This is a genomic window from Marisediminitalea sp., assembly GCF_984433645.1.
Genome location: NZ_CFIDRX010000017.1, coordinates 18324 through 40810, shown reverse-complemented (window position 1 = coordinate 40810; position 22487 = coordinate 18324). Strand labels below are relative to the sequence as shown.

24 protein-coding genes and 1 riboswitch are annotated in these 22487 nt (G+C 50.5%); of the genes, 15 read left to right on the top strand and 9 right to left on the bottom strand.

What is annotated here, in order from left to right; all coding sequences use genetic code 11:
- The coding region (locus tag AC4MRN_RS04285; protein WP_491202595.1) for an NHL repeat-containing protein at nt 1-844 on the bottom strand (844 nt) is incomplete at its 3' end.
- A 225-nt stretch (nt 845-1069) separates the two neighbouring features.
- On the opposite strand from AC4MRN_RS04285, the gene dnaB reads away from it, so the two are divergent.
- Nucleotides 1070-2458 (top strand): replicative DNA helicase, encoded by a 1389-nt coding sequence (gene dnaB / locus AC4MRN_RS04280; protein ID WP_491202594.1) that lies wholly within the window; start codon nt 1070-1072, stop codon nt 2456-2458.
- 38 nt (nt 2459-2496) lie between these two features.
- On the opposite strand, the gene AC4MRN_RS04275 is transcribed toward dnaB, so the two are convergent.
- The 6 genes from AC4MRN_RS04275 to AC4MRN_RS04250 form a co-directional block, all read right to left on the bottom strand.
- Entirely contained in the window at nt 2497-3516 is a 1020-nt protein-coding gene (locus AC4MRN_RS04275) for an alpha/beta fold hydrolase (protein ID WP_491202593.1), read from the bottom strand.
- A 161-nt stretch (nt 3517-3677) separates the two neighbouring features.
- Nucleotides 3678-4889 carry an OmpA family protein gene (locus tag AC4MRN_RS04270; RefSeq protein ID WP_491202592.1) on the bottom strand — a complete coding sequence of 404 codons (1212 nt, stop codon included), beginning with the start codon at nt 4887-4889 and terminating at the stop codon, nt 3678-3680.
- An 89-nt stretch (nt 4890-4978) separates the two neighbouring features.
- Entirely contained in the window at nt 4979-5410 is a 432-nt protein-coding gene (locus AC4MRN_RS04265) for a secondary thiamine-phosphate synthase enzyme YjbQ (RefSeq protein WP_370240250.1), read from the bottom strand.
- A complete protein-coding gene (locus AC4MRN_RS04260) occupies nt 5400-5864 on the bottom strand; it encodes a chemotaxis protein CheX (protein WP_073316705.1) in 465 nt (154 codons plus the stop codon). The genes AC4MRN_RS04265 and AC4MRN_RS04260 overlap by 11 nt, the downstream gene beginning before the upstream one ends.
- The gene (locus tag AC4MRN_RS04255) at nt 5854-6327 is read right to left on the bottom strand and encodes a transcriptional repressor (RefSeq protein WP_073316703.1); all 474 of its coding nucleotides are present in this window, start codon (nt 6325-6327) and stop codon (nt 5854-5856) included. The genes AC4MRN_RS04260 and AC4MRN_RS04255 overlap by 11 nt, the downstream gene beginning before the upstream one ends.
- A gap of 71 nt (nt 6328-6398) precedes the next feature.
- Nucleotides 6399-6863: an Rsd/AlgQ family anti-sigma factor gene (locus tag AC4MRN_RS04250; protein WP_073316701.1), complete on the bottom strand. Its 465-nt coding sequence runs from the start codon at nt 6861-6863 to the stop codon at nt 6399-6401.
- A gap of 218 nt (nt 6864-7081) precedes the next feature.
- Here AC4MRN_RS04250 and nudC point away from each other — a divergent pair, with 218 nt between their 5' ends.
- Nucleotides 7082-7912, top strand: a complete 831-nt coding sequence (gene nudC, locus AC4MRN_RS04245) for an NAD(+) diphosphatase (RefSeq protein WP_155015994.1) — start codon at nt 7082-7084, stop codon at nt 7910-7912.
- Between the two features lie 30 nt (nt 7913-7942).
- Here the strand turns inward: nudC and AC4MRN_RS04240 are convergent, their stop codons facing one another.
- Nucleotides 7943-8407: an Lrp/AsnC family transcriptional regulator gene (locus AC4MRN_RS04240; protein WP_073316697.1), complete on the bottom strand. Its 465-nt coding sequence runs from the start codon at nt 8405-8407 to the stop codon at nt 7943-7945.
- A 142-nt stretch (nt 8408-8549) separates the two neighbouring features.
- On the opposite strand from AC4MRN_RS04240, the gene AC4MRN_RS04235 reads away from it, so the two are divergent.
- The 11 genes from AC4MRN_RS04235 to hemE all read left to right on the top strand — a co-directional run bounded on the left by AC4MRN_RS04235 (nt 8550) and on the right by hemE (nt 19200).
- On the top strand, nt 8550-9710 hold the full coding sequence (locus AC4MRN_RS04235; RefSeq protein ID WP_491202591.1) for a PrnB family protein: 1161 nt from the start codon (nt 8550-8552) through the stop codon (nt 9708-9710).
- 3 nt (nt 9711-9713) lie between these two features.
- Nucleotides 9714-10826: an aminotransferase class V-fold PLP-dependent enzyme gene (locus AC4MRN_RS04230; RefSeq protein ID WP_491202590.1), complete on the top strand. Its 1113-nt coding sequence runs from the start codon at nt 9714-9716 to the stop codon at nt 10824-10826.
- Between the two features lie 155 nt (nt 10827-10981).
- Nucleotides 10982-11091, top strand: a riboswitch (TPP riboswitch).
- 62 nt (nt 11092-11153) lie between these two features.
- Nucleotides 11154-11975, top strand: a complete 822-nt coding sequence (gene thiD, locus AC4MRN_RS04225; protein WP_491202589.1) for a bifunctional hydroxymethylpyrimidine kinase/phosphomethylpyrimidine kinase — start codon at nt 11154-11156, stop codon at nt 11973-11975.
- Nucleotides 11962-12975, top strand: a complete 1014-nt coding sequence (locus AC4MRN_RS04220; protein WP_491202588.1) for an FAD-dependent oxidoreductase — start codon at nt 11962-11964, stop codon at nt 12973-12975. Before thiD ends, AC4MRN_RS04220 begins: the two co-directional genes overlap by 14 nt.
- A 7-nt stretch (nt 12976-12982) precedes the next feature.
- On the top strand, nt 12983-13183 hold the full coding sequence (thiS, locus tag AC4MRN_RS04215) for a sulfur carrier protein ThiS (RefSeq protein ID WP_073316693.1): 201 nt from the start codon (nt 12983-12985) through the stop codon (nt 13181-13183).
- Nucleotides 13184-13187: 4 nt separating this feature from the next.
- The gene (locus tag AC4MRN_RS04210) at nt 13188-13964 is read left to right on the top strand and encodes a thiazole synthase (RefSeq protein ID WP_491202587.1); all 777 of its coding nucleotides are present in this window, start codon (nt 13188-13190) and stop codon (nt 13962-13964) included.
- A gap of 3 nt (nt 13965-13967) precedes the next feature.
- Complete coding sequence (locus tag AC4MRN_RS04205) at nt 13968-14570, top strand: thiamine phosphate synthase (protein WP_491202586.1); 603 nt, start codon at nt 13968-13970, stop codon at nt 14568-14570.
- Complete coding sequence (locus tag AC4MRN_RS04200) at nt 14567-15553, top strand: ThiF family adenylyltransferase (protein WP_491202585.1); 987 nt, start codon at nt 14567-14569, stop codon at nt 15551-15553. The genes AC4MRN_RS04205 and AC4MRN_RS04200 overlap by 4 nt, the downstream gene beginning before the upstream one ends.
- Before the next feature lie 48 nt (nt 15554-15601).
- Nucleotides 15602-16303 carry a thiaminase II gene (gene tenA, locus AC4MRN_RS04195; RefSeq protein ID WP_491202584.1) on the top strand — a complete coding sequence of 234 codons (702 nt, stop codon included), beginning with the start codon at nt 15602-15604 and terminating at the stop codon, nt 16301-16303.
- Between the two features lie 49 nt (nt 16304-16352).
- Nucleotides 16353-17798 (top strand): sodium:solute symporter family transporter, encoded by a 1446-nt coding sequence (locus AC4MRN_RS04190; protein WP_491202583.1) that lies wholly within the window; start codon nt 16353-16355, stop codon nt 17796-17798.
- A gap of 310 nt (nt 17799-18108) precedes the next feature.
- Nucleotides 18109-19200 carry a uroporphyrinogen decarboxylase gene (gene hemE / locus AC4MRN_RS04185; protein ID WP_155015985.1) on the top strand — a complete coding sequence of 364 codons (1092 nt, stop codon included), beginning with the start codon at nt 18109-18111 and terminating at the stop codon, nt 19198-19200.
- A gap of 51 nt (nt 19201-19251) precedes the next feature.
- On the opposite strand, the gene queG is transcribed toward hemE, so the two are convergent.
- Nucleotides 19252-20397, bottom strand: coding sequence for a tRNA epoxyqueuosine(34) reductase QueG (queG, locus tag AC4MRN_RS04180; protein WP_491202582.1), 1146 nt, complete (start codon nt 20395-20397; stop codon nt 19252-19254).
- A gap of 6 nt (nt 20398-20403) precedes the next feature.
- On the opposite strand from queG, the gene AC4MRN_RS04175 reads away from it, so the two are divergent.
- Together AC4MRN_RS04175 and tsaE are read left to right on the top strand one after the other, a co-directional pair.
- Nucleotides 20404-21903 (top strand): NAD(P)H-hydrate dehydratase, encoded by a 1500-nt coding sequence (locus tag AC4MRN_RS04175; RefSeq protein ID WP_491202581.1) that lies wholly within the window; start codon nt 20404-20406, stop codon nt 21901-21903.
- Nucleotides 21904-21944: 41 nt separating this feature from the next.
- On the top strand, nt 21945-22427 hold the full coding sequence (tsaE, locus tag AC4MRN_RS04170) for a tRNA (adenosine(37)-N6)-threonylcarbamoyltransferase complex ATPase subunit type 1 TsaE (protein ID WP_073316673.1): 483 nt from the start codon (nt 21945-21947) through the stop codon (nt 22425-22427).
- Nucleotides 22428-22487 lie beyond the last annotated feature (60 nt).

Here is a 22487-nt window from a genome sequence, read left to right as displayed (position 1 = left end):
TCACGCAATGCACAATGTCGCCAAAGTTGCGGGCTGTTAAATTAATGCCATCAGCGCCTGCTGTGGCTTGTGATACGTCAAAGTCACCATCGCGGGTACCGCCGCCCGGCGCAGTGCCGTATGCGCCCCATAGTCTTGAGAATTCATTGCTGTTGGTATCGAAGCCAATGATACGTTTGTTGATGTAGCCATCGGCTATGATGACCTCGCCGGTATGCGTGTCGTGATGAATATCTGCCGGGTTACCCAGTGCCGATTCACTCATGTTGCCATCAGTGTTGTTGCGTTCACCAAACTGACGAATAAATTTACCGTCGGCAGTAAAGTTCAGTACCACGTGATCGCCTTTGCCGTTGCCGCCAACCCAGACTGTATTCTTGTCATCCACATACAGGCCATGCACAGTTTGTGGCCACTGATTCACGCCATTTAGCTTAGGTGAAATTGACTCACCGCCCCAGCTGTTAAGCACTTTACCTTCGGGGGAAAGTTGTAATACATGAGGTGCCGCTTCGCAGCATAGTCCGGTTTTAGGGGATTGTTCCAAAGCCAGATCCAGGCCGCTTAATGAGTTTGGGCGATGCAACAGCCATACATTGTCCTGTTTATCTACCGCTAGCCCAGGAACTTGCCCAATAAGCCAGGTGTCAGGCAACGTCGGCCAGGCCGCATCTACTTTAAATGTAGGCATAGGGCGCGACGCCCCCGGTTCTGGATAACTCTCGATGTCTACCAGTGAGTCGGCAAAAGCATTGACTGCTGCGCTACTCGCAAAAATGCCTAAAACGCATTGTTTGATTGTGCGTTTTACCGATGTGCTAAACGTCTTGGATGTCGCTGGCATAGGGGCTCCGATAGGTGGTTAACTATTATCGTGGCAGTACGTTACGGCTAGGGATTCAGATTATCATGCTGGCAGTATTCTCGATATGTTCAAGTCTTTTAGAGACGGGTAACGTAAAGATACGGTCAACGGATTGTTCATCATGTAGTGTGCCATTGTGGTTTCTTCGTGGCATGAAATATCGCATAATACGGGTTTGGTTAATTACACAGGTAGTCAGGTTACGTGAAAGCCGTTTCTTCCAGTTCCGACAAAAGTGTTGAGAAGCTCAAAATACCGCCACACAGCATAGAGGCTGAACAAGCGGTATTGGGGAGTATGCTCATCGATCCGGAAACCTGGGATAAAGTCACTGAGCTGGTTACTGACACCGAGTTATATAACCGTTCTCACCAAATCATTTTCAAAGCTATTCTGGATTTGCTGGCCAACAGTAATCCGGTTGATTTGATTACCGTTTCCGAAGTGCTGGAAAAAAATGACCAGCTAGAGGATGCCGGTGGCTTTGCTTATTTGGGTGAGCTTGCGCGCAATACGCCCAGCTCAGCCAACGTTACTGCTTACGCCAAAATTATCCGCGAGCGAGCCATTACCCGCGAGTTAATCGGGGTGGCGAATGAGATCGCTGAAGTGGGCTACAACCCGGAAGGTCGCGACAGTGCCGACATTCTGGATATGGCCGAAAGCAAGGTATTCGAAATTGCTGAGCGCCGGACCGGTGAATCGGAAGGGCCGCAGAGCATCGAGTCGGTGTTGGGAAAAACCATCGACCGATTGGAAACCCTGATTAAAACCGACAAAGAAGTGACCGGTGTTACAACAGGATTTCAGGATCTGGATAAAAAAACCAGTGGTCTGCAAGGGTCTGATCTCATCATTGTAGCGGCGCGTCCATCCATGGGTAAAACCACCTTTGCGATGAACCTGTGTGAAAACGCAATGCTGGCAGAAGACAAGCCGGTATTGGTATTCAGTTTGGAGATGCCTTCTGAACAGATCATGATGCGTATGCTGGCGTCGTTGAGCCGGGTAGACCAAACCAAGATCCGTACCGCGCAGTTAGACGATGAAGACTGGGCGCGTATCTCAAACACCATGGCAATGCTGAAAGAGAAAGACAATCTCTACGTGGATGACTCTTCCGGCCTGACGCCGATGGATGTGCGAAGCCGGGCGCGTAAACTGGCCCGTGAGCGCGGTGGCTTAAGCATGATCATGGTGGATTACCTTCAGCTGATGCGTGTACCGTCGCTGGCCGACAACCGGACATTGGAGATCGCCGAGATTTCGCGCTCATTGAAAGCGCTGGCGAAAGAACTCAATATTCCGGTAGTTGCCCTGTCACAGCTAAACCGGAGTCTGGAACAACGTGCTGATAAACGCCCGGTTAACTCAGACTTGCGTGAATCCGGCTCTATCGAGCAGGATGCCGACTTGATCATGTTTATTTACCGTGATGAGGTGTATCACGAAAACAGTGAATACAAGGGCATCGCAGAAATTATTATCGGTAAGCAGCGTAACGGTCCAATCGGTACCTGTCGACTGACTTTCCAGGGCCAGTTCTCACGGTTCGACAACTATGCCGGCCCGGCGTTTGACGACGAATACTAATCTTAAAACACAACTATTTCAAACCACTGAAACAGGCACTATTCGGCCAGAAATTCCCGCAATGCATTGCTGAAAGTTTCTGCGTCACACCAGGGATCGGCATGTCCACAGCCCTTATCCAGTTCGAGTAGTGTGGCATCAGTCAGTCTGGCCAACGCTGTCGCTGGCCCCGGACTTACCACCCGGTCCCCCTTGCTGACAATAATCAATAGTTTTTCGTTGATGGCGTTTGCCGCTTTGGCTAAATCGTTGTCGAACTGCTCAGTAATATTATACGCAAGCATGGCCTGAGCCTGTCTGATTTTGTTCCAGGTTTGTCCGGTGGGTAGCTGGGCGCTTTTTGCGCGTTTGGCTATTTCGGCTTCAACATCCAGCCCATCGAAGGTCTCTGTCAGACTTGCCGGTGTTTGCCCCAGCATTCGCATAGCTGCCATAACTTCAAGCGGAGTCTGGCACTGGCATTCCAGGTGCCAGGCCATCAGTTTTATCCGTGTGGACCAGTTTATTATGTCGAATGCGGCGAGCTTAGGAGATCCAATGATCGAAGCATATCGGGTAGCAAAGCCTGGGTACTGAACAGCCCATTGAAGGGATTGCATAGCGCCCATAGACAGACCAACGATGGCATGTAAACTAGTTATTCCCAGCTTTTCTGTTAGCAAACGATGCTGCACAGATACCATGTCTGTAATAGTAAAAGTCGGAAATTGCCCCAGTGGTTGTGACTGGCTATTCGAGGGCGAAACCGACACGCCATTGCCAATTGCATCAACAATAATAACAAAGAAATTCTCGGGGCTGATGTATTGGCTATCCGCAAGATAAGCGTGTTCTTGTGACGAGCCACCATACCAGGTGGGAATTAATATGGCATTGCTTTTGGCTTCATTGAGCTTGCCATAGGTGCGATAACCTATTTTGCAATCCTTCAGGCTTGCTCCGCTGCTTAGACGACATGTACCAAAATCTGCAAAGCGTTGTTCGTCGCTTGCAAGTGCAGGAGGAATGAATTGAACGCACAACAGTAGTATTGAAAAAAGCCTGCCAGACAATGACATTGAGATGTCTCCACCGATATACTGAAGGATATAGTGAAGGATATTAGATGTATTTGGTATACAAGTCGGATAGTTTTTTAGTTGAAATGGTCTTTTACTGCGAAATAAAAAAACGCCCGCTATAAGCGGGCGTTTCTATGATTAACCAGTGTAGTCAGTGATTATTTCTTAGGTACAGAAATGGTTTCACTTACTTTCACTTCGATACGACGGTTAACGTGATGCGCTTCTTTGGTGTTTGCTGTATCCAGCAAACGCTCTTCACCGTAACCAACAGTCGTTAAACGTGACATATCGATACCGTAGTCTTTAACCAGTACAGCTTTCAGTGCATTCGCACGACGCAGTGACAGGTCTTTGTTGTAAGCAGCCGCACCTGGTGCTGAAGAGTGGCCTTCGATAACCGCTTTTGTTTTACCGTAGCGGTTCAGGAACTCTGCCAGGTCAACGATTTGCGGATCGCTGGTATCTTCAATTTTGGCACTGTTGTTTGCAAACAGAATGCGAACTTCGATTGACACTTTTTCGTCAGTGAAGATGGTACAACCGTTAGGGTGTACTTCATCGCCAGCCGGTGTGTCAGGACACATGTCTTTGCTGTCTACAACGCCATCGGCGTCAGTATCTGGCTCAATCGCACAGCCTTTACCGTCAACTGCGGTGCCGGCTGGTGTGTTAGGGCACTGATCTTTGCTGTTGATCACGCCGTCACCATCTTTGTCAGCGTCACAGCCCATTTCGTCTACTGGCGAGCCCATCGGCGTACCAGGACAACGGTCCAGGCGATCGATCACGCCGTCGTTATCAGCATCAGCCGGTGCTGCCATCGCCGGAGCTGGTGCAGTATAAGTAGACTGAGTAGATTCGCCGAATGTATAGGATACACCCAGTTTTGCGCTTACGTCATAAAGACTTTCACTCAGGTCACGGTAAGCGGCCAGTTCTGTGATGATGCTCCACTTATCAGATACCGCCCACTGTTTACCCAATCCGTAACCCAGTAATTGGTAGTCATCATCCAGTTCCTGGTGATACAAACCACCAAACGCATAGAACATGTCATCCAGGAAGAAATACATAGCGTCAACACCTATCATAGGTCCGCTTTCACCATTTCCACCGTTGGCGCCGTCAAGGTCCAGGTAAGAAGCAGAGATACGCGCAGCCCAGTTTTCGTCGAAACGGAAACCAGCTTCGGCACCAATGCCAAAACCATCATCAATTTGTGCAGCTGGCTGAGGCTTGCCTGCGTCAGTGCTGTAATACGTGCCGTAACCGCCTACCCAGTTTTTTGGCTTAGACTCTTGTGCCAATACGGGTGAAGCCACCAAGCCTGCGGCAATCAGTGCGAGAGTGATTGAAGTTTTTTTCATTGTAGACTTCCTGTTTTGCAATAAAGTGTGTCCTAAGCTCTATGCGAAACTTGTGCCACATTAGAGCTCTCCATATTTCAACGTTGAGTTTATTGCCCTTGCAGCGTGGCAATAATGGTGCGCGGGCCCGCGTGGTCGCGGTGTTCTCCAAGTGTAATACCTTGCCAGGTACCTAAGGCTAGTTTACCACGTTGTACAGGAATGGTTAACTGGCATCCAAGCAGACTGCTTTTGATATGCGCGGGCATATCATCCGGCCCTTCGTAGGTGTGTGTAAAGTACGGAGAGTTTTCTTTAACTGTATGATTAAAAAAGGATTCTAAATCCCTTCTTACAGATGGATCGGCATTCTCATTGATTGTTAAGCTGGCACTCGTGTGTTGCAGCATCAGGTGCAATAAGCCAACTTCAACATGCTTAATTTGCGGAAGTGCAGAGGTGATCTCATCAGTAATTAAATGAAAACCCCTTGAGTAGGGGCACAGAGTAATTTTTTCACAGTACCAGGAATTATTTATCAAAGCAGATTTCCAAATACGCTTTTCCAAGTTCGTGGTTAAAAGGCAGAATAATCTTCGGGCCATCAACCTGATGGCTGATAGAGTGTTGCTTTCCGGAGACAACCACGGGGGTTGCCATACCAAATTCAAATCCTTTCTCGGCTAAATCCCGTTTTGCGTTGCCACAAATCATATTGGTAACCTCGCCCACGAGATCAGCCACTTCTGCGTCAACTTCCTCCGGCGCCTCACCAACCATCTTTAACATGATGTCCAGAATCAGCTTTTCTTCGAAGGTAATTGACATTGAACCTTTTATATTGGGGCCGACCATGCCAATTAATCCAGACACATCGCCTGAGGCGACATCGGAATTTTTTCGCTTCGGCTTGCCCGGAGACAGCGTGGTTTGTGCCATCGTCTCAAGAACATTGAGTAATCCCGCAATGAACGGGTTAACAAACTCAGCATTCATGGTGTTCTTCTCCCATCTCCAATGACTCGCTTTCCTGGCAATCAGCGCAGAGTCCGTGAGCTTCAATTGTTTGTTTGGAAATCTTAAACCCGTGTTGTTTGGCCTGGTTGTCGAGTGTCTCTTTCAGACCTTCTGACTGTATCTCAGAGACGTCACCACAACTGTCGCAAATTAGAAACTGTACCGGGTGATGACAACCAAAATGATAGCAGGCAACAAACGCATTGGTAGACTCCAGTCGGTGAATCAGACCAAAGTCGAGTAAAAAATCCAGCGCGCGATACACCGTCGCGGGTTTTGCGCTTGATTCTGTCTCTTTTAGGCCATCCAGCAGTTCATAAGCGCCGGTTGGGCCGTGCTTGTCGAGCATTAGCTCGTACACTTTTTCCCGCAATGGCGTAAATCTGGCGCCGCGTTGTTCACAGTATGCTCTGGCTTTATTAATGATTGTTGCGTTTTTCATGCGTTATTATGTTCTTACGTCAGTCTGTACCCGTTGTACTTTACAGATAATAAGCTATTGATTCTACGTTATTACTCGGTTACGGGTTGTTGAACCAGCCCATGCATATGCTGTATAAGCTCGTCTTCCAATTCGAATCGCTCTACCAGAGCCTCGCCAAGTTTGGCTATTGATTGCTCAAACTCCATGGCGTGGTCGGGATGAAAGTTGTCGGCATAACTATCGTTAAAATCCAATGCCTGGTCGGTCGTCGCTGCGATTAAAGGATACAAGCGTTGTTTGAGTTGTTGTCCGGTAGTGTCGTCGCCCACTAGCATCTCATAAACCTCAAAATGCCCGGCAGACAGGTAATCCATCAGCAAGGTACAAAACTCACTGACTTCGTTGGCATCGGGTAGCGACTCGCGACGTTGGTAGTTTACGCCTGCCAGTTCACAATATTGAATTAGCAATTGCTTACGGCCGAGCAGCCACCCATCAATGGTGTTGTTTGCGCCACCCCAGCGCTGCTTTGCGACTTCTACCTGATTTAACATCCAAAGACACCTTCGCTGCTATAACCACTTTATTTGAGTATAACACCGCCTCACAGACGTACAAATCACAGACACTAATATTTACGATTTCATGCGCTTTTCTTCTGTGAACGATGCGCTAACAGGCTGAATATGCCAGTAAAAAAGTTTTAGCCACTGCGTGTTACAGCGTGCTGGGTTATACTCTTGGCTGCAATGTTCATCACAGGAAAGTCAACGTGCTGGAATTAACTAAAAGCAGTGCTGCTCAGGCTGGGCTATGGCTTATTGTTAGCCGGGATCAAATCATCGTGCCAGCGGGCGAGGCCACAATGCCAAAGCTGGAATGGCAGTCGTTGCATTTTATTCATCATTACAAAGACCAGGTAAGACAACTAAACGCTGCTGATTTACCACTCGACGTGCCGTTGTATGTGGTTGATCTGGGCGCTGAGCAAATCTCCGAGCCGGGGTGGGAAAGCGTGTCATTCAGACAATTACTGGTTAGTGAAGAACGGGTTGCCTATGAAGCACTGGCCAGAGCCTGGCAGTATGTGCATTTCATGCGTACGCACCGATTTTGCGGGCAGTGTGGTTCACCCACCCAAGCAATTGACTGGGAAATGGCGGTTCAATGCCGCCAATGTGGTCATCGCTGCTACCCCCGGGTGTCGCCTTGTACCATTGTTGCCATTTATCGCGGTGAAGAGATCCTGTTAGCCAGAAGTGTCAGACATCGCAACTCTGACATGTATTCCATTATCGCTGGATTTGTAGAAAGTGGCGAAAGCGTTGAGCAGGCTACACACCGTGAAATTCTGGAAGAGGTCGGTGTCAGGGTAAAAAATCTGGAATACTACGGCAGCCAGGCCTGGCCTTTCCCGCACTCGCTGATGATGGGCTATTTTGCAGAGTACGACAGCGGTGACATTGTGATTGATGAAAAAGAAATCGTCGAAGCCGATTGGTATCACATTGATAATCTGCCAACTACGCCGCCGACGTTGTCGATTGCCGGCAAAATGGTGAACACGCTGGTTGAACGTCTAAAAGCGCAGCGTTCTTCTTAATACAGGTATTATTGAGAGCCGAAGCGTCGGTTAAAGTGGTAACTGGCGTCGGCTTTTGACCTGATTCAACACAATGGTGGTGTCGACTTTGGCGACTGTTTCGATATCACCCAGTTTCTCTTTTATAAACCGGTCGTAGCTCGCGAGGTTGCGGGTAGCAACGCTCAGCATGTAGTCGTAGCTGCCGGTCACCACAAAACACTCTTGTACTTCGTTGAGTTGTTCAACGGCTCGCTCAAATTGTGCGGCGTTTTCTTTTGAGTTGCGCTGCAGTTGCACGAACACAAATGCGGATATCTCAATGCCAACCAAAGAGCGGTTTATTTCGGCCGTGTAGTGATCAATAACGCCTGCTTGCTCGAGCCTTTTGATACGGCGTAGGCAAGGCGTAGGTGAGAGATGAACCTTTTCTGCCAACTCGGCATTCGTCATACGGCCATCATCCTGTAGCGCCCGTAAAATCGCCAGATCCGTTTTGTCTAAATTTATTGGCATAAAATGCTATTAAACCTGAATTTGTTAAACTTAAAAACTCATATATCTGATAATCATAGAGCCTTGTGACCTAAATGACTAGTGGGGCTGGGCTATACTTAGGCTTAGTATTCACTATGGAACAGTCAAAGAGGCCACAATAATGAGCACGCCACTGGTTAATGATTTTGATCATTGGATTCGAACCCGGTTTGTTGATATCAATACGGAGCTGGAGCATCGCTATTTTGCTCAGCAACGCAGAGAGGAAGTAAGCCATGTCGGTGATGATCTGAAAACCAGCCTGTTGGAAGAAAGCGGTGAGTTTATTCGCTCGTTATTGGGGGAAGGCAATACCGATGAAGGTTTTGACAGTGGGTTTGATTTGCTTGGTAATGTGGGATTTGTACTGGCAGCCTGCCGCAGGCACGAAATCGATGAGCAACACCCAACGCTGAAGAACGCCTCAGCCCTTGCTATGCAACTGGGCGCCTCGTTGGGCGTAGTACCGCGATTTGCTTCCGCGCATTTGGAAACACACAATCGCGCGATAAATGGTAAATACAAAACATTTACGCACCTGGAAGATGAGAAGACGTTTCTCGATTACAACACGCGAGGAGTGTTCGGCTTTGTACGCGCATCAGAAGCCTTGTTGCATACGCTGCCTCTGGGCATATCTCATCCGGTCACGTTGGATCTACTCAATGTTGCGCGCGTTGCTTTACAGCAGGTAGTGGAGAATAACACGGCGTTGTTTAACGAACTGGATGTCGACCGCTTCTTTTACAATGTACGACCTTACTATAAAACCCACAAAGTGGGCCGTCATGAGTATCGCGGTGCGAATGCCGGTGACTTTGCGGGTATCAACGTCATCGATTTGTTGCTCGGTTTGTGCCGGGGGGACGACCCTTACTATTCGCAATTGTTGGTGGATAAATTTTTGTTTATGCGTCCGGAAGAGCAACTGATTTTGCGAGACTGTATGCGCAGAACCAGTCTGATGGATGCGTTTTTAAACGCCACAGAAGCAGAACGCAACGCCAGTTGGTTCAAACCGCATTTACAGGCTTTCCTGGCGGTGTGCGAGGCGCATGGCGAAACGGCCCGACAACATCACGAACAGCTGATTTCCCGGTTCATTGAAAGTCCGGCTGCAAAATACGAATTAACCAAACGCCAGGATATGACTGCCAGTGGACCGCCTTTGGAAGTTTTGTTGGCAGCGCTTCAGAAACTACACGACTTACGCACGGCTGCGCCACGCGACGATATTCCTACGCGTTACAACGATGTTCAAACACTCAAAGGGTTCCTGTAACTTATGGATATTCAATCTTTATTTACGCAAAAAGACGGCATATATCTGCTAAATCATTCTGTTGGTTGCATGCCCGCCAGTACCCGTGAGGTCGCGGAGGCACAGTTTTTCGATGCCTGGGAAAACGGTACGCCAGATCCCTGGTCACGGTGGTTTCCGGTGTTTGAACAATTTCAGCAAAGCCTGGGCAAGCTGTTTAATTCGGATGCCAGTCAGTTTTGCCCGCAACAAAACGTGTCCAGTGGGCTAAGCAAGTTACTGAGCGCATTCCCGCCGGCCAGCCAGAACAACGGCCGCAACGTGATCCTGATTTCTGAGAATGACTTTCCGTCAATCGGCTTTGTTATGCAGCAGGCAAGCTACTATGGCTATGAAGTCCAGTTCATTAAAGACGATGAAGATGTACTCGATACCGCTACCTGGCAAACGCATCTGACTGAGCGGGTGTATGCAGTACTGATCACCCACGGACACTACAACTCAGGGAAGCTTGTGCCGGTAAAAGACGTCATCAGTATCGCTCGTCAGCAGGGCGTAATGAGTATTGTTGATATTGCACAAACGGCGGGTGTTATTCCTATTGATTTCACGGACTGGCAGCCTGATGTCGTTGCCGGTTCGTGTGTGAAGTGGCTGTGTGGCGGCCCGGGAGCAGGCTTTCTTTGGGTAAGTAAACAAATACTGAATCACCTTGAGCCCGTCGATATCGGCTGGTTCTCCCACAAGAATCCATTTGAGTTCAACATTCACAATTTTGAGTACGCAGAATCCGCGCTGCGTTTCTGGGGCGGGACACCGTCTGTGTTACCGTATGCCATTGCGAAAAACAGCATCGACCAGATGTGCAGAATTGGCGTAAAAAAGGTGCGTGAGCACAACGTCATGCTGGCCAGAAAAGTCATTGATGCCTTGCCAGCCTCGTGGCTGGTTTCGCCTGATGAGGATCAATATCGAACCGGTACTCTGGTTGTGAATCCGCCAAATCGAGATGCAATAGAAGCCAGGCTCAATGCGTTAAATGTTCACTTTGATGTGCGAAAACGCGGTTTCCGGTTGTCTGCGCATATATACAATTCGCCAGAGCAAATCGAACAGGTTATCAATGCGTTATTGTAACTGCCTGAATAATCCGGCCAGATTGAACTGCGCCAGCTAACACGCCTTTCGAGCAAGCGGTGGGGCAGGTAGTGTCTCACCGTATCACCAGTAAAATTAATCTAAGCACCGAATACTGCGCTTGTAATCCCAAAAATAATCGATTATCGTTTTTGCACATTCCGTCGGGGTGCCTTTGCTACGGCTTTGGCTGAGAGATAGTGTCTATCAACCCGGTGAACCTGATCCGATTAGTATCGGCGTAGGGAACGGATAAGATCACACGTGTCTCCTTGCGTGCGATCCCGCATTCTTTTCCTATGTCGCTCAGTTTTTCTGGTGATATAGATGACAACACAATCAACACCTATCGCATTAACCATCGCAGGCTCCGACAGTGGCGGGGGCGCGGGTATCCAGGCCGATCTCAAAGCATTTTCTGCCCACGGCGTATACGGGGCCAGCGTAGTTACCGCCGTTACGGCGCAAAACACGCAGCATGTCACAGCCGTTCACCCTATTCCCATCGATGTCGTTACCAAGCAAATCGACGCCGTGCTGTCGGACATCGATGTGGACGTTATAAAAATAGGCAGGTTGTTTTCGTCCTCGCTCATTGAAGCCGTTGCCGATGCCATTCGTGACTTCAAGGGGCTGGTTGTACTGGACCCGGTGATGGTAGCCAAATCCGGCGACCGGTTATTACAGGAAGACGCGGTAAGCGCGTTAAAATCCGCCCTGATCCCGCGCGTCGATTTACTGACTCCTAACCTACCCGAGGCCGCAGCCTTGCTGGGCGATGCTAGTACCGCCATGCCTGTTGTTTTACAGGCAAGTAATCTGTTGTCGTTGGGGGCTAAAAATGTGCTGATCAAAGGCGGTCACGGCACCGAAGACGTTTGTTCAGATTTATTGCTGCTGCAAGATGAGCAAGTCATTACGCTTGATACCCCCCGAATCGCGACCACCAATACCCACGGAACAGGTTGCACTTATTCGAGCAGCATCGCTGCTTGTCTGGCCAAAGGTATGTCCATGGCGCAAGCCGTGACAGCATCTAATGCCTACCTGCATGAGGCCATCATTCAGGCCGACACATTACAAATAGGGCAGGGACACGGCCCGGTACATCACTTTCACCACATGTGGGGGCAGCATGGCGAAGCCTGATGTTTCCCGCGTCACCCTTGTCGGGGCTGGTGTGGCAGGCTTGACCATTGCGACGGAATTGGTAAGTCGAGGCATTGTTCCGCATATCATCGACCGTGCGCCCGAGCCGGGTCCACAGTCTTGCAGTTGGTGGGCAGGCGGAATGCTGGCGCCGTATTGTGAGTCAGAAAGCGCAGAAGAACCGGTTGTACGGCTCGGCAGCAAAGCCGCCGACTGGTGGCAAAAGCACACGCAATTGGTACATCGCAAAGGTACGCTGGTACTGGCTATGCCGCGCGACCGGGCTGAATTACGCCGATTTGCTCAGCTTACGTCAGCGTTTCAGCAAGTGAATGAAGCGCAAATTAATGCGCTGGAACCAGACCTGGAGAATCGCTTTACTCAGGGCCTGTACTATGCCGATGAAGCACATCTTGCCCCGAGACACGCTATTCAAACATTGCGTCAACAACTCGCCGAAAAGGGCGTTCGTTTTACGGTCGATGATGCGGATATAGCAGCGCTGGCCACCGAGGGCACTGTTATCGACTGCCGCGGCACCAAGGCGCGGTCAGATGTGCATGGCCTGCGGGGTGTTAAAGGCGAAATGCTGATCCTGAAATGCCCTGAATTACAGTTTCAGCGGCCTATTCGCCTGCTTCATCCGCGCATTCCCCTATACATTGTGCCCCGCGGCGACGGCGTTTATATGCTGGGCGCAACACAAATTGAGAGCGAAGCCAGCTCGCACCCCACGGTGCGCTCGGTTATGGCGCTGCTGAATGCGGCCTACGCTATCAGCCCTTGTTTTGCAGAGGCCGACATTCTGGAAATCGGTGTCGATAGTCGTCCGGCCTTCAGCAACAACCTCCCTCAGATACATCGCTGTGGCAACGTCATTCGCGCAAATGGCCTGTACCGACATGGCTTTTTACTGGCCCCGGCTCTAGCAGAAATGGTGGCTAACTACCTGATACACAATGAAGAGCCCGAGTGGCTCACGGTCAACTCTGAGAGTTAAGTACGTTATGAAAGATATTCTTGTCAACAGTACGCCGGTGCTGTGCCAGTCAGACAATCTCGCGGCATTGCTTATTGAACTGGGTTATGAAAATGCGGTTGTCGCTACCGCGGTAAATGGTGAATTTGTTGCCCAGCACAGTCGTGGTACGTCGTTGCTGAAAACCGGCGACAAAGTTGAAATTCTCGCCCCGATGCAAGGAGGATAACGCGATGACCAAAACCTTTTATGGCACGTCACTGTCGTCTCCGCTCATGCTGGGTACCGCTCAGTACCCGTCGCCGGCCATACTTGCGGATGCATTTGCCCGCAGCAAAGCCAGTGTTGCCACGGTATCACTGCGCAGGGAGGCAAGCACAAATAAAGCCGGACAGGACTTTTGGCAGCTTGTGCAGTCGCTGAATGTGAAAATCCTGCCCAATACCGCAGGGTGTCACAGTGTTAAGGAAGCGGTTACCACGGCGCATATGGCGCGGGAAGTCTTTAATACAAGCTGGATCAAGCTTGAAGTCATTGGTGAGGAAGATACGCTGCAGCCGGACATTTTTGGCCTGGTGGATGCCGCCCGTATTCTGATAGAGGACGGTTTTCAGGTGTTCCCCTATACCACCGAAGATCTGGTGGTCGCCGACAAACTGGTCAGCCTCGGATGTGAAGTGCTGATGCCCTGGGGGGCGCCGATTGGGTCTGGTATGGGACTCAACAATGTATTCGGCTTACGGGCCCTGCGTGCTCACTTCCCGGAAATTCCCCTTGTTATTGATGCGGGACTGGGTTTGCCAAGCCAGGCTGCTCAGGCCATGGAGCTTGGCATGGACGCCATCCTGCTGAATACCGCAGTCGCTAAAGCTGGCAACCCTGCGCAAATGGCTGAAGCGTTTGCAAAGGCCATTAACGCTGGTCAGTTAGCGGCGTCGGCCGTGCCCATGGAACCTCGTGATCTGGCATGTCCGTCTACGCCGTTGTTTGGTCAGGCAGAGCTGAGTTAAATCATGACAAAAACACTGAGTTCGTTTTACCCCATTTTTGATAGCGCAGACTGGATTGAACGTCTGGTGCCACTTGGCATTAAGCTGGTTCAGCTGAGAATAAAGGATCTGCCCGAGGATGACATTGCTCAACATATTCGGCGAGCCCAGGCGGTCTGCCGTCAGCACAATTGCACACTGATTATTAACGATTACTGGCAGTTGGCTATGTCGATGGGTTGCGATTGGGTGCATCTGGGGCAGGAAGATCTGGATACGGCAGACATTGATGCGATTCGGGCAGCAGGATTACGCCTTGGCATCAGTACCCATGATCACCAGGAACTAAAACGTGCGCTGGCATTGTCGCCGGACTACGTTGCCCTAGGGCCGGTTTATCCCACTATTCTGAAAAAAATGAAGTGGCATGAGCAAGGCCTGGGCCGGGTTACCGAGTGGAAATCCCTGGTCGGTGATATGCCGCTGGTGGCAATTGGTGGAATGTCTACAGACAGGGCGGCTTTGGCGTTTTCAGCCGGTGCCGATATCGTCGCGGCGGTCACTGATATCACCTTACACGCAGATCCGGAGTTACGCGTGAAACAGTGGCTGGAGGCCTGTTCGTGAACCGCTATACACGACAAACCTGCTTACCTGAAATCGGGAATAGCGGCCAGCTGCGTCTGGAAAACGCCCACGTACTGATTGTTGGGGTGGGAGGGTTGGGCTGCGCTGCCCTGCCTTATTTAGCAGGGGCCGGGGTCGGCAAAATGACCCTGATAGACCCGGATACCGTGTCAGAGTCAAATTTACACCGTCAGGTATTGTACAAGGAAGCTGATATTGGCAACCCGAAAGTCGCCTGTGCCCGGGACTGGGTTTCTCAGCACAATGCGGTGCTTGAGGTAGTGACTCACTTCCGCGCTTTGAGTCCCGACGACGCGGACAAACTGTGTGAACAAGCTGACATCGTTCTGGATTGTGCCGATAGTTTTGCGGTGAGTTACACCTTGTCTGACGCCTGTATGCGCACACGAACGCCCTTGATATCCGCGTCTGTACTTGCGTTTGCCGGCTATGTGGGTGGTTTCTGCGGCACCAGGCCTTCCTTACGCGCAGTGTTCCCGGATCTGCCTGCTCAGGCACAAAGTTGTGCATCTGCCGGTGTAATGGGACCGGTTGTTGGTGTACTGGGCTGCCTGCAAGCTCAATTTGCGCTGAATACCTTGCTGGCCATAGAGCCGAGTCCCGTTGGGCAATTGCTATCGGTGGATTTGAAGAATCTGCAGCAAAGTGGTTTCCGGTTCGATTCCGCCAGTGAGCCACCAACGCAGGATGCACTGACCTTCATCAGCCCTCGCGATATAACACAAGAAGATTGGGTGGTGGATGTACGTGATGGCATGACTAAAACGTCGCGCCAATCTGACGCAATCGTACAGCACTTCTCACTGGATGATTTCAGAATCCGGCAATATAAGCCCGACGCGCACCGTCGCGCAATCATTGTGTGTAGAACCGGTTTAACGGCGTGGCGTGCCGCCCGGTTATTACAAACCTACTGGCAAGGCGATATTCGCCTGATAGCGATGGGTAATGCCCCTTTGTAACAACACGCTTTTTCTCTCTGTAAAAACGTAACAATAATGGAACTGACTATGACAACGTTACCTGAACTGCCGAACTACGGCCGCACTTTTTCACTTATGCGTGAGGGATGTATTGATGAATGGGAAACCTACGTCGGCCACCCGTTTGTGCAGGGTTTACGCGATGGCTCTTTGCCGCAACCTGCCTTTTTGCATTACATGATTCAGGATTATGTTTATTTGGTGCATTACGCCCGGGCCTGGGCCCTGGGGGTCGTTAAAGCGGAGTCGCCCGAAGAAATGCGGTTATGCGCCGCGACCGTGGATTCGCTGATCAATCATGAATTTTCCCTGCATATCGAAACCTGCGCCGCACAGGGTATTGATGAGCAGACCGTCTTCAATGCCAAGGAAGATTTGGAGACGATTGCATATACACGTTATGTGCTGGACTCCGGGCTGCAGGGGGATTTCCTCGATTTGATTCTGGCGCTTGCTCCCTGCGCTTTTGGTTATGGCGAAATTGGCCTGCTGCTGAAGGATGCAAATTATGTTGGACACCCCTATGAAAAATGGATCGCAACCTACAGCGGTGACAAGTTTCAGGACGTGTGCGTGAAAGTCGGGCATCTCGTTGATCTTGCAATTGAGCGCCGGGTTGGCAACGAACCAACCAGCTCGCCGCGTTGGTCAGCCATGCAGGCCCGCTTTACCAAAGCGGTGGAACTGGAATCGGCGTTTTGGGGAATGGGCTTAAAAGCCGTCAAATAGTCCTACGCTGGTTGTTGCCTGCGGACCGAAAGGAGACAAGGATAGATATATGCTTGATAGCACGACTGTAATTTTATGGCTGGTTGTATTTGCCGGGCTCTATGCGGTACTGGGCTTGTACTACAACGGCAAACATCAGGGCACACTCGATGATTTTATTGTGGCCCGAAATAGTCAGGGGAGTCAGGCGACGTTTGCCACCTTACTGGCGACCACAATGGGCACCTGGATATTGTTTGGCCCCGCTGAATCGGCGGTTTGGGGGGGCGTTGGCGCGATAGCCGGCTATGCACTGGGTACATTAGCGCCGTCTTTTCTTATGGTTCCGCTGGGCGTGAGACTGCGCCGGATCATGCCGAATGGCTATGCATTAACTGAGTTTGTGCGTGTGCGATACGGCAATGGTGTGTATGGATTTGTGTCGTTTATCATGCTGTTTTACATGTTTATTGGGCTGACCGCGGGCCTTACGGGTATTGCGCAGCTTGTCGCCCTGGTCGCACCTATACCGCTTTGGATCACTGCCAGTATTGTGATGGTTGCGACACTGGCGTATACCCTGGGCGGCGGCTTGAAGGTATCTATTTTTACTGATCGCATTCAGTTGTTGGTGATCTTGCCATTCATTGCGATTCTGCTTCTGTTCGGGTGGCAGTACACGGGAGGCATGAAACCGGTTTTCGATGGCTTGATGGAAAAAGCCCCACAACTACTAAATCCTTTCGACACCCAGGGGCTGGAAACCGGTATCACGTTTTTTCTGGCCGTCGGTTTAACGGGCTTGTTTTACCAGGGCACCTGGCAACGCATATTTGCTGCCAGGAACAGTCGGACCCTGCTCAAAGGTTTTGTGTTCAGCGGGCTGTTGAGCTTCCCGGTTATTGCGGCAATGGGGCTGTTCGGTCTGGCTTTTGTTGGGTTAAGTCTGCCCGGAGACGGGTCAACTGCACTGTTTACCATAGTGCTGAACGAAGCGCCGTACTGGCTGATAGTCGGCATAATCCTGTTCGGGCTGGCGCTAATCATGAGTAGTGCAGACTCTACAATTAGTGGTCTCAACAGCTTGTTTATTGTCGATCTCCGTCGCGTGTTTCCTCGCATGAATGCCAGCGAGCTTAAAGTGATATCCCGCTATTTGCTGGTAATCCTGTCTATGATTGCGCTGTATGTGGCGTCACAAGGACTGAGTATTCTGTACTTGTTTCTGCTGGCTGATCTATTGTGTTGTGCTGCTGCATTTCCGGTGTTTTTCGGCTTTTACAGTCAGCGATATCAAAGTTATCAGGCCATTATTGGTATTCTGAGCGGCATCGTTGCCGGGTTATTTTTCTTCCCTCTGCCGGGCGAGGCCGCGCTGCATTTATACGAGGCCTTCTTGCTTGCCACCTTTGTGCCGGTGGTCGTTTCACTGGTTTTATTGCTGCTACCGGTAAGTAAACGCTTCGAATTTTCCACAGTAGCGAAACAGACAGAATTACTTTTTTCGGGTAAATAACAATTGGAAAGGCAGGCGGCGCTAGCTTGCGTTTATGAGTCTGGTTGCTGACATACTTTACGTTTGTGTCAGTGATCAGGCCCTGATTACAGGCAATAAAAAACCTCGCCGAGGCGAGGTTAGGAATGGTTTAGCGAGGGCCCGTAAACGAGCTTCTTTAATTTGTGAACAGAATGTTAACTTTAAGTTTGACATAAATCAAGTTAATTCTTTCAATCACGTGCATCGATTTCATTTTTACCCATGAAAACGGAATTCTTGCTATACTCGCCGCCAATTTCAGTATCCATTTCAGTATTTGGGGATAAGCATGGCAGATTCGAGTGGCACAGTTGAACGCCCAGCCTTAAAAAACGACCGTTACCTTCGCGCATTGTTAAAGCAACCGGTAGATATGACACCGGTGTGGATGATGCGCCAGGCTGGTCGTTATTTACCAGAATATAAAGCCACACGGGCCGAAGCCGGTGACTTTATGTCGCTGTGCAAAAATGCTGAGCTTGCATGCGAGGTCACTCTGCAGCCGCTGCGTCGTTTTCCGCTGGACGCCGCCATACTGTTTTCAGATATTCTGACTATCCCTGATGCCATGGGCCTGGGTTTGTATTTTGAAACCGGCGAAGGTCCGCGCTTTAAAAATCCAATTGAAAGCAAGGCTGACGTCGACAAACTGGGCGTACCGGATCCGGAAGGCGAGCTGCAATATGTCATGAACGCCGTACGCACTATTCGTCGCGAACTCAAAGGTGACGTACCCTTAATTGGATTCTCAGGCAGTCCATGGACATTGGCGACATACATGGTGGAAGGCGGTTCAAGTAAAGCTTTCACCAAGATCAAGAAAATGGCGTTTAGCGAGCCTCAGACCCTGCATGCATTACTTTCAGTATTGGCTGACTCTGTTACGTCTTACCTCAATGCGCAAATTGCTGCCGGTGCACAGTCGGTGATGATTTTCGACACCTGGGGCGGCGTGTTGTCTCCTCGTGATTACAAAGAATTCTCATTGCAGTACATGCACAAGATCGTTGATGGCCTGACACGTGAAAGCGAAGGCCGCAAGGTACCGGTTACACTGTTTACTAAAAATGGCGGTATGTGGCTGGAAGCGATTGCAGCAACAGGCTGTGATGCGGTAGGCCTGGACTGGACCATTGATATTGCCGATGCAAAGGCACGTGTAGGCGACAAAGTGGCGCTGCAGGGCAACATGGACCCGTCAATGTTGTATGCGCAGCCGGCACGTATCGAGCAGGAAGTTGCTGATATTCTGGCTGGATTCGGAGAAGGCACAGGACACGTGTTTAACCTGGGCCACGGCATTCATCTGGATGTGCCACCTGAGCACGCCGGCGTGTTCGTTGAAGCGGTACACCGCCTGAGTAAGCCTTACCACAAGTGATTCTGCACCTGGTGTCTGAGGCGTAGCAACGTGTTATACAAGGCTACGTCATCAGGCGTCGCGCGGTAGCCCTTTCTCTATTGTTCTCACCAGCCGGGTTATCTGGCGTGGCCTGCTAAGCGCATCGCCGTTCTTCTGTTGCTGTCTTTCTAACGCCCATTCAAAATGGGGGCGCAATATCTCGCAGGCGTCAGGTAGTGCTTCTGTAAGTAAGTGAATATAGCGTTCGTCGTATGAGGCGTTGCCAATTGCCACGCTAACATTACGACGCCATTTCGTATAACCAATCCGGCGGATCGGCGACCCTTCGGTATTGCGCAAAAACGTGTCTTCATCCCAACTGAACAGTGTCGCCAGGCTCTGGCCATGTAATACCTTCCGCGGGTGAAAGTCTGCTTCGTCGGTGAGAGGCGCGTACCGGTTCCACGGGCAGATAAGCTGGCAGTCATCACAGCCGTAGAGCCGGTTTCCCATGGGCTCGCGAAATACCTCGGGGATCACACCGTCATATTCAATGGTTAGGTAAGAAATGCAGCGCCGGGCATCTACAACATAGGGCGCAACAATGGCCTGAGTAGGACAAATAGTCATGCAGGCCGTGCAAGTGCCGCAATGTTCCTCTGAAGTGGGTTCATCGACTGGCAGCGGCAGGTTAATAAACAACTCGCCAAGAAAAAACCACGAACCTGCCTGTTTGTTCAGGGTAAGGCTGTGTTTACCCGTCCAGCCAATACCGGCTTTTTCGGCAATGGCATGTTCAAGCACCGGGGCTGAGTCTACAAAAGGGCGAAACTGAGTATCTGCCAGTTCGGCCTGAATTTTTTCCCCCAGTTTTTTTAATTTACTGCGCAGTACCTTATGGTAGTCACGGCCCAGTGCGTAGCGGGAGATATACCCGATATCCGGATTATTCAGGTGTTTGGCAAACGAGGCGTCGGGAGGGAGATAGTCCATGCGTACCGAAATTACCCGCAATGTACCGGGCACCAGTTCAGCGGGTCGCGCACGCTTCATGCCGTGATTGGCCATAAAGGCCATGTCGCCGTGATACTGGTTATCCAGCCATGATTGCAGGGCAGCCTCGTGCTGACTCAGATCAATATCGCTAATGCCAACCTGCTGAAAACCTAGCGCATTGGCCCAAGCCTTGATATCGTCTACCAACTTGTAAAGATCTATCGATTGTAACTCGGACATGTACACATGCTAGATACCCAACTCATCGACAGCTTACCATATAAACTCTATCGCGCCGACCAGGTGCGCGAAAATGAACGTACCGCCGCAGAAAAAGCCGGCGTTGAAATGTTTACCTTAATGGAGCGCGCCGGTAAGGCCGTATTCCACCAGTCACAATTACTGTTACCCAATACCGATGTGTATTTGGTTTTAGTCGGGCAGGGTAATAATGCGGGCGACGGCTACATTGCGGCAATCAATGCCAAAAAAGCGGGCAAGCAAGTGCTACTTTGCGCCATTGAACCTCATCGTATCCTCGAAGGGGATGCGGGTGTTGCGCAACAAAAATGGCTGGATGCCGGCGGGAAGATAGAGCCGTTTAATCGAGGGTATTTAGCAAAATGCGGTCTGGTCATCGATGCCTTACTGGGCACTGGGATTAACAGCTATATTCGCAATGAATTTGCCGACGTGATTGATGCGGTGAATAAATCCGGTAAACCTGTAGTTAGTATTGATGTGCCATCCGGGCTAGACGCCAATACCGGTCAGTCGTTAGGGCGCTGCGTTGAAGCCGATGTCACCGTGACATTTGTCGGTATTAAACCGGGTCTGACTACCGGGGCGGGCAAACAGTCCTGCGGTACCCTGGTATTCGACGATTTAGGTATCGGTAAGCCGTTTGTTGAACTGGCGCGTTCGTGCGGTTCGTTGCTGAATATTGAGCAATTTAAGGGGCTGGCTCCGCGTGATGTTCACAGCCATAAAGGCACCTATGGCCGGTTGTTGTGTATTGGCGGCAACCGCGGCACAGCTGGCGCAATTCGACTTGCCGGTGAGGCAGCGTTGCGATCAGGTGCCGGGCTGGTGAAAGTGTTTTGTCATGAAGGTTCAACGGTACAGGTGAGTGCCGGACGACCAGAGCTGATGGTAACCTGTGATAACTTGCACGAAGCACTGGACTGGGCATCGTGTGTCGTTATTGGACCTGGCTTGGGGCAGGACGACTGGGCGCTGGCAGCATTCGAACTGGCTATGAAGCACTGTCAGACTCACCCAAAACCCATGGTGATCGATGCAGACGCGCTAAATCTACTCAGCAAGCATGCACTGTCGTACTCCATTACCGATTGTATTCTTACCCCACATGCTGGCGAAGCCGCGAGACTACTGAATATGTCAGTAGATGAAGTCGAGGCGGATCGCTTTAACAGCGTGAAACAATGTGCTCAGCGATTCCATGCTACTTGTGTGTTAAAGGGCGCAGGTACCATTATTGATAATGAAACCAAAACCTGGGTGTGTCAGCACGGCAACCCTGGTATGGCCACGGCTGGCATGGGCGACGTATTAAGTGGTATTCTTGGCGCTTTGCTTGCGCAGGGGCTAAGTAAAGATATTGCCACTAAATACGGCGTATCTATCCATGCTAAAGCGGGTGATGAAGTGGCGCGTTTATACGGTGAACGCGGCATGCTTGCCAGCGACCTGTTTGAGTCTGTGCGAGCGCTAATCAATCAGTAACAGGCGTGCCTGCACGCCGTTTTGGGAAGCAAAAGTAAACCATGACCACGGCACACGGTGATTTTTATGCAGCAAGTGAAGACGATACGGCGAAACTTGCTGCTGATTTGGCTTCGGCCACAACGTCGCAGCTAGCGAAAGGCGTAATCATCTACCTTCAGGGCGATTTGGGGGCGGGTAAAACGACGTTTAGCCGCTATTTTATCCGCGCTTTTGGCCATTCAGGCAACGTTAAGAGTCCAACCTATACGCTGGTGGAGCCTTATGAGTTAGGCAAATTAACGCTGTATCATTTTGATTTGTACCGTTTAGGGGACCCGGAAGAACTCGAGTTTATGGGTATCCGGGACTATTTCGACACGAATCAAATCTGTTTGATCGAATGGCCGCAAAATGGGGGCCAATGCTTGGCACCGGCGGATTTAGTGATTAGTATAGAATCAAATGGTACGGGACGTCGTTTCAGTGTGAACGCGGAATCGCAGACGGGACAGGCGATTTTGCAGCAGTGTAAACGCATTTAACGGCTGGCCGGAATGCTGGCAAGACGGTGTACCCATTGGATTACACAGCCTGAATAACTA

What these genes read in the sequence shown, in the direction of transcription:
- thiS (WP_073316693.1), top strand. Translation starts at nt 12,983, where the DNA reads ATGAAAGATATTCTTGTCAACAGTACGCCGGTGCTGTGCCAGTCAGAC.
- AC4MRN_RS04270 (WP_491202592.1), bottom strand. Translation starts at nt 4,889, where the DNA reads ATGAAAAAAACTTCAATCACTCTCGCACTGATTGCCGCAGGCTTGGTG.
- AC4MRN_RS04205 (WP_491202586.1), top strand. Translation starts at nt 13,968, where the DNA reads ATGACAAAAACACTGAGTTCGTTTTACCCCATTTTTGATAGCGCAGAC.
- AC4MRN_RS04175 (WP_491202581.1), top strand. Translation starts at nt 20,404, where the DNA reads ATGCTAGATACCCAACTCATCGACAGCTTACCATATAAACTCTATCGC.
- AC4MRN_RS04220 (WP_491202588.1), top strand. Translation starts at nt 11,962, where the DNA reads ATGGCGAAGCCTGATGTTTCCCGCGTCACCCTTGTCGGGGCTGGTGTG.
- AC4MRN_RS04260 (WP_073316705.1), bottom strand. Translation starts at nt 5,864, where the DNA reads ATGAATGCTGAGTTTGTTAACCCGTTCATTGCGGGATTACTCAATGTT.
- AC4MRN_RS04230 (WP_491202590.1), top strand. Translation starts at nt 9,714, where the DNA reads ATGGATATTCAATCTTTATTTACGCAAAAAGACGGCATATATCTGCTA.
- AC4MRN_RS04275 (WP_491202593.1), bottom strand. Translation starts at nt 3,516, where the DNA reads ATGTCATTGTCTGGCAGGCTTTTTTCAATACTACTGTTGTGCGTTCAA.
- AC4MRN_RS04190 (WP_491202583.1), top strand. Translation starts at nt 16,353, where the DNA reads ATGCTTGATAGCACGACTGTAATTTTATGGCTGGTTGTATTTGCCGGG.
- AC4MRN_RS04235 (WP_491202591.1), top strand. Translation starts at nt 8,550, where the DNA reads ATGAGCACGCCACTGGTTAATGATTTTGATCATTGGATTCGAACCCGG.
- tenA (WP_491202584.1), top strand. Translation starts at nt 15,602, where the DNA reads ATGACAACGTTACCTGAACTGCCGAACTACGGCCGCACTTTTTCACTT.
- tsaE (WP_073316673.1), top strand. Translation starts at nt 21,945, where the DNA reads ATGACCACGGCACACGGTGATTTTTATGCAGCAAGTGAAGACGATACG.
- AC4MRN_RS04240 (WP_073316697.1), bottom strand. Translation starts at nt 8,407, where the DNA reads ATGCCAATAAATTTAGACAAAACGGATCTGGCGATTTTACGGGCGCTA.
- AC4MRN_RS04255 (WP_073316703.1), bottom strand. Translation starts at nt 6,327, where the DNA reads ATGAAAAACGCAACAATCATTAATAAAGCCAGAGCATACTGTGAACAA.
- AC4MRN_RS04250 (WP_073316701.1), bottom strand. Translation starts at nt 6,863, where the DNA reads ATGTTAAATCAGGTAGAAGTCGCAAAGCAGCGCTGGGGTGGCGCAAAC.
- queG (WP_491202582.1), bottom strand. Translation starts at nt 20,397, where the DNA reads ATGTCCGAGTTACAATCGATAGATCTTTACAAGTTGGTAGACGATATC.
- thiD (WP_491202589.1), top strand. Translation starts at nt 11,154, where the DNA reads ATGACAACACAATCAACACCTATCGCATTAACCATCGCAGGCTCCGAC.
- hemE (WP_155015985.1), top strand. Translation starts at nt 18,109, where the DNA reads ATGGCAGATTCGAGTGGCACAGTTGAACGCCCAGCCTTAAAAAACGAC.
- AC4MRN_RS04210 (WP_491202587.1), top strand. Translation starts at nt 13,188, where the DNA reads ATGACCAAAACCTTTTATGGCACGTCACTGTCGTCTCCGCTCATGCTG.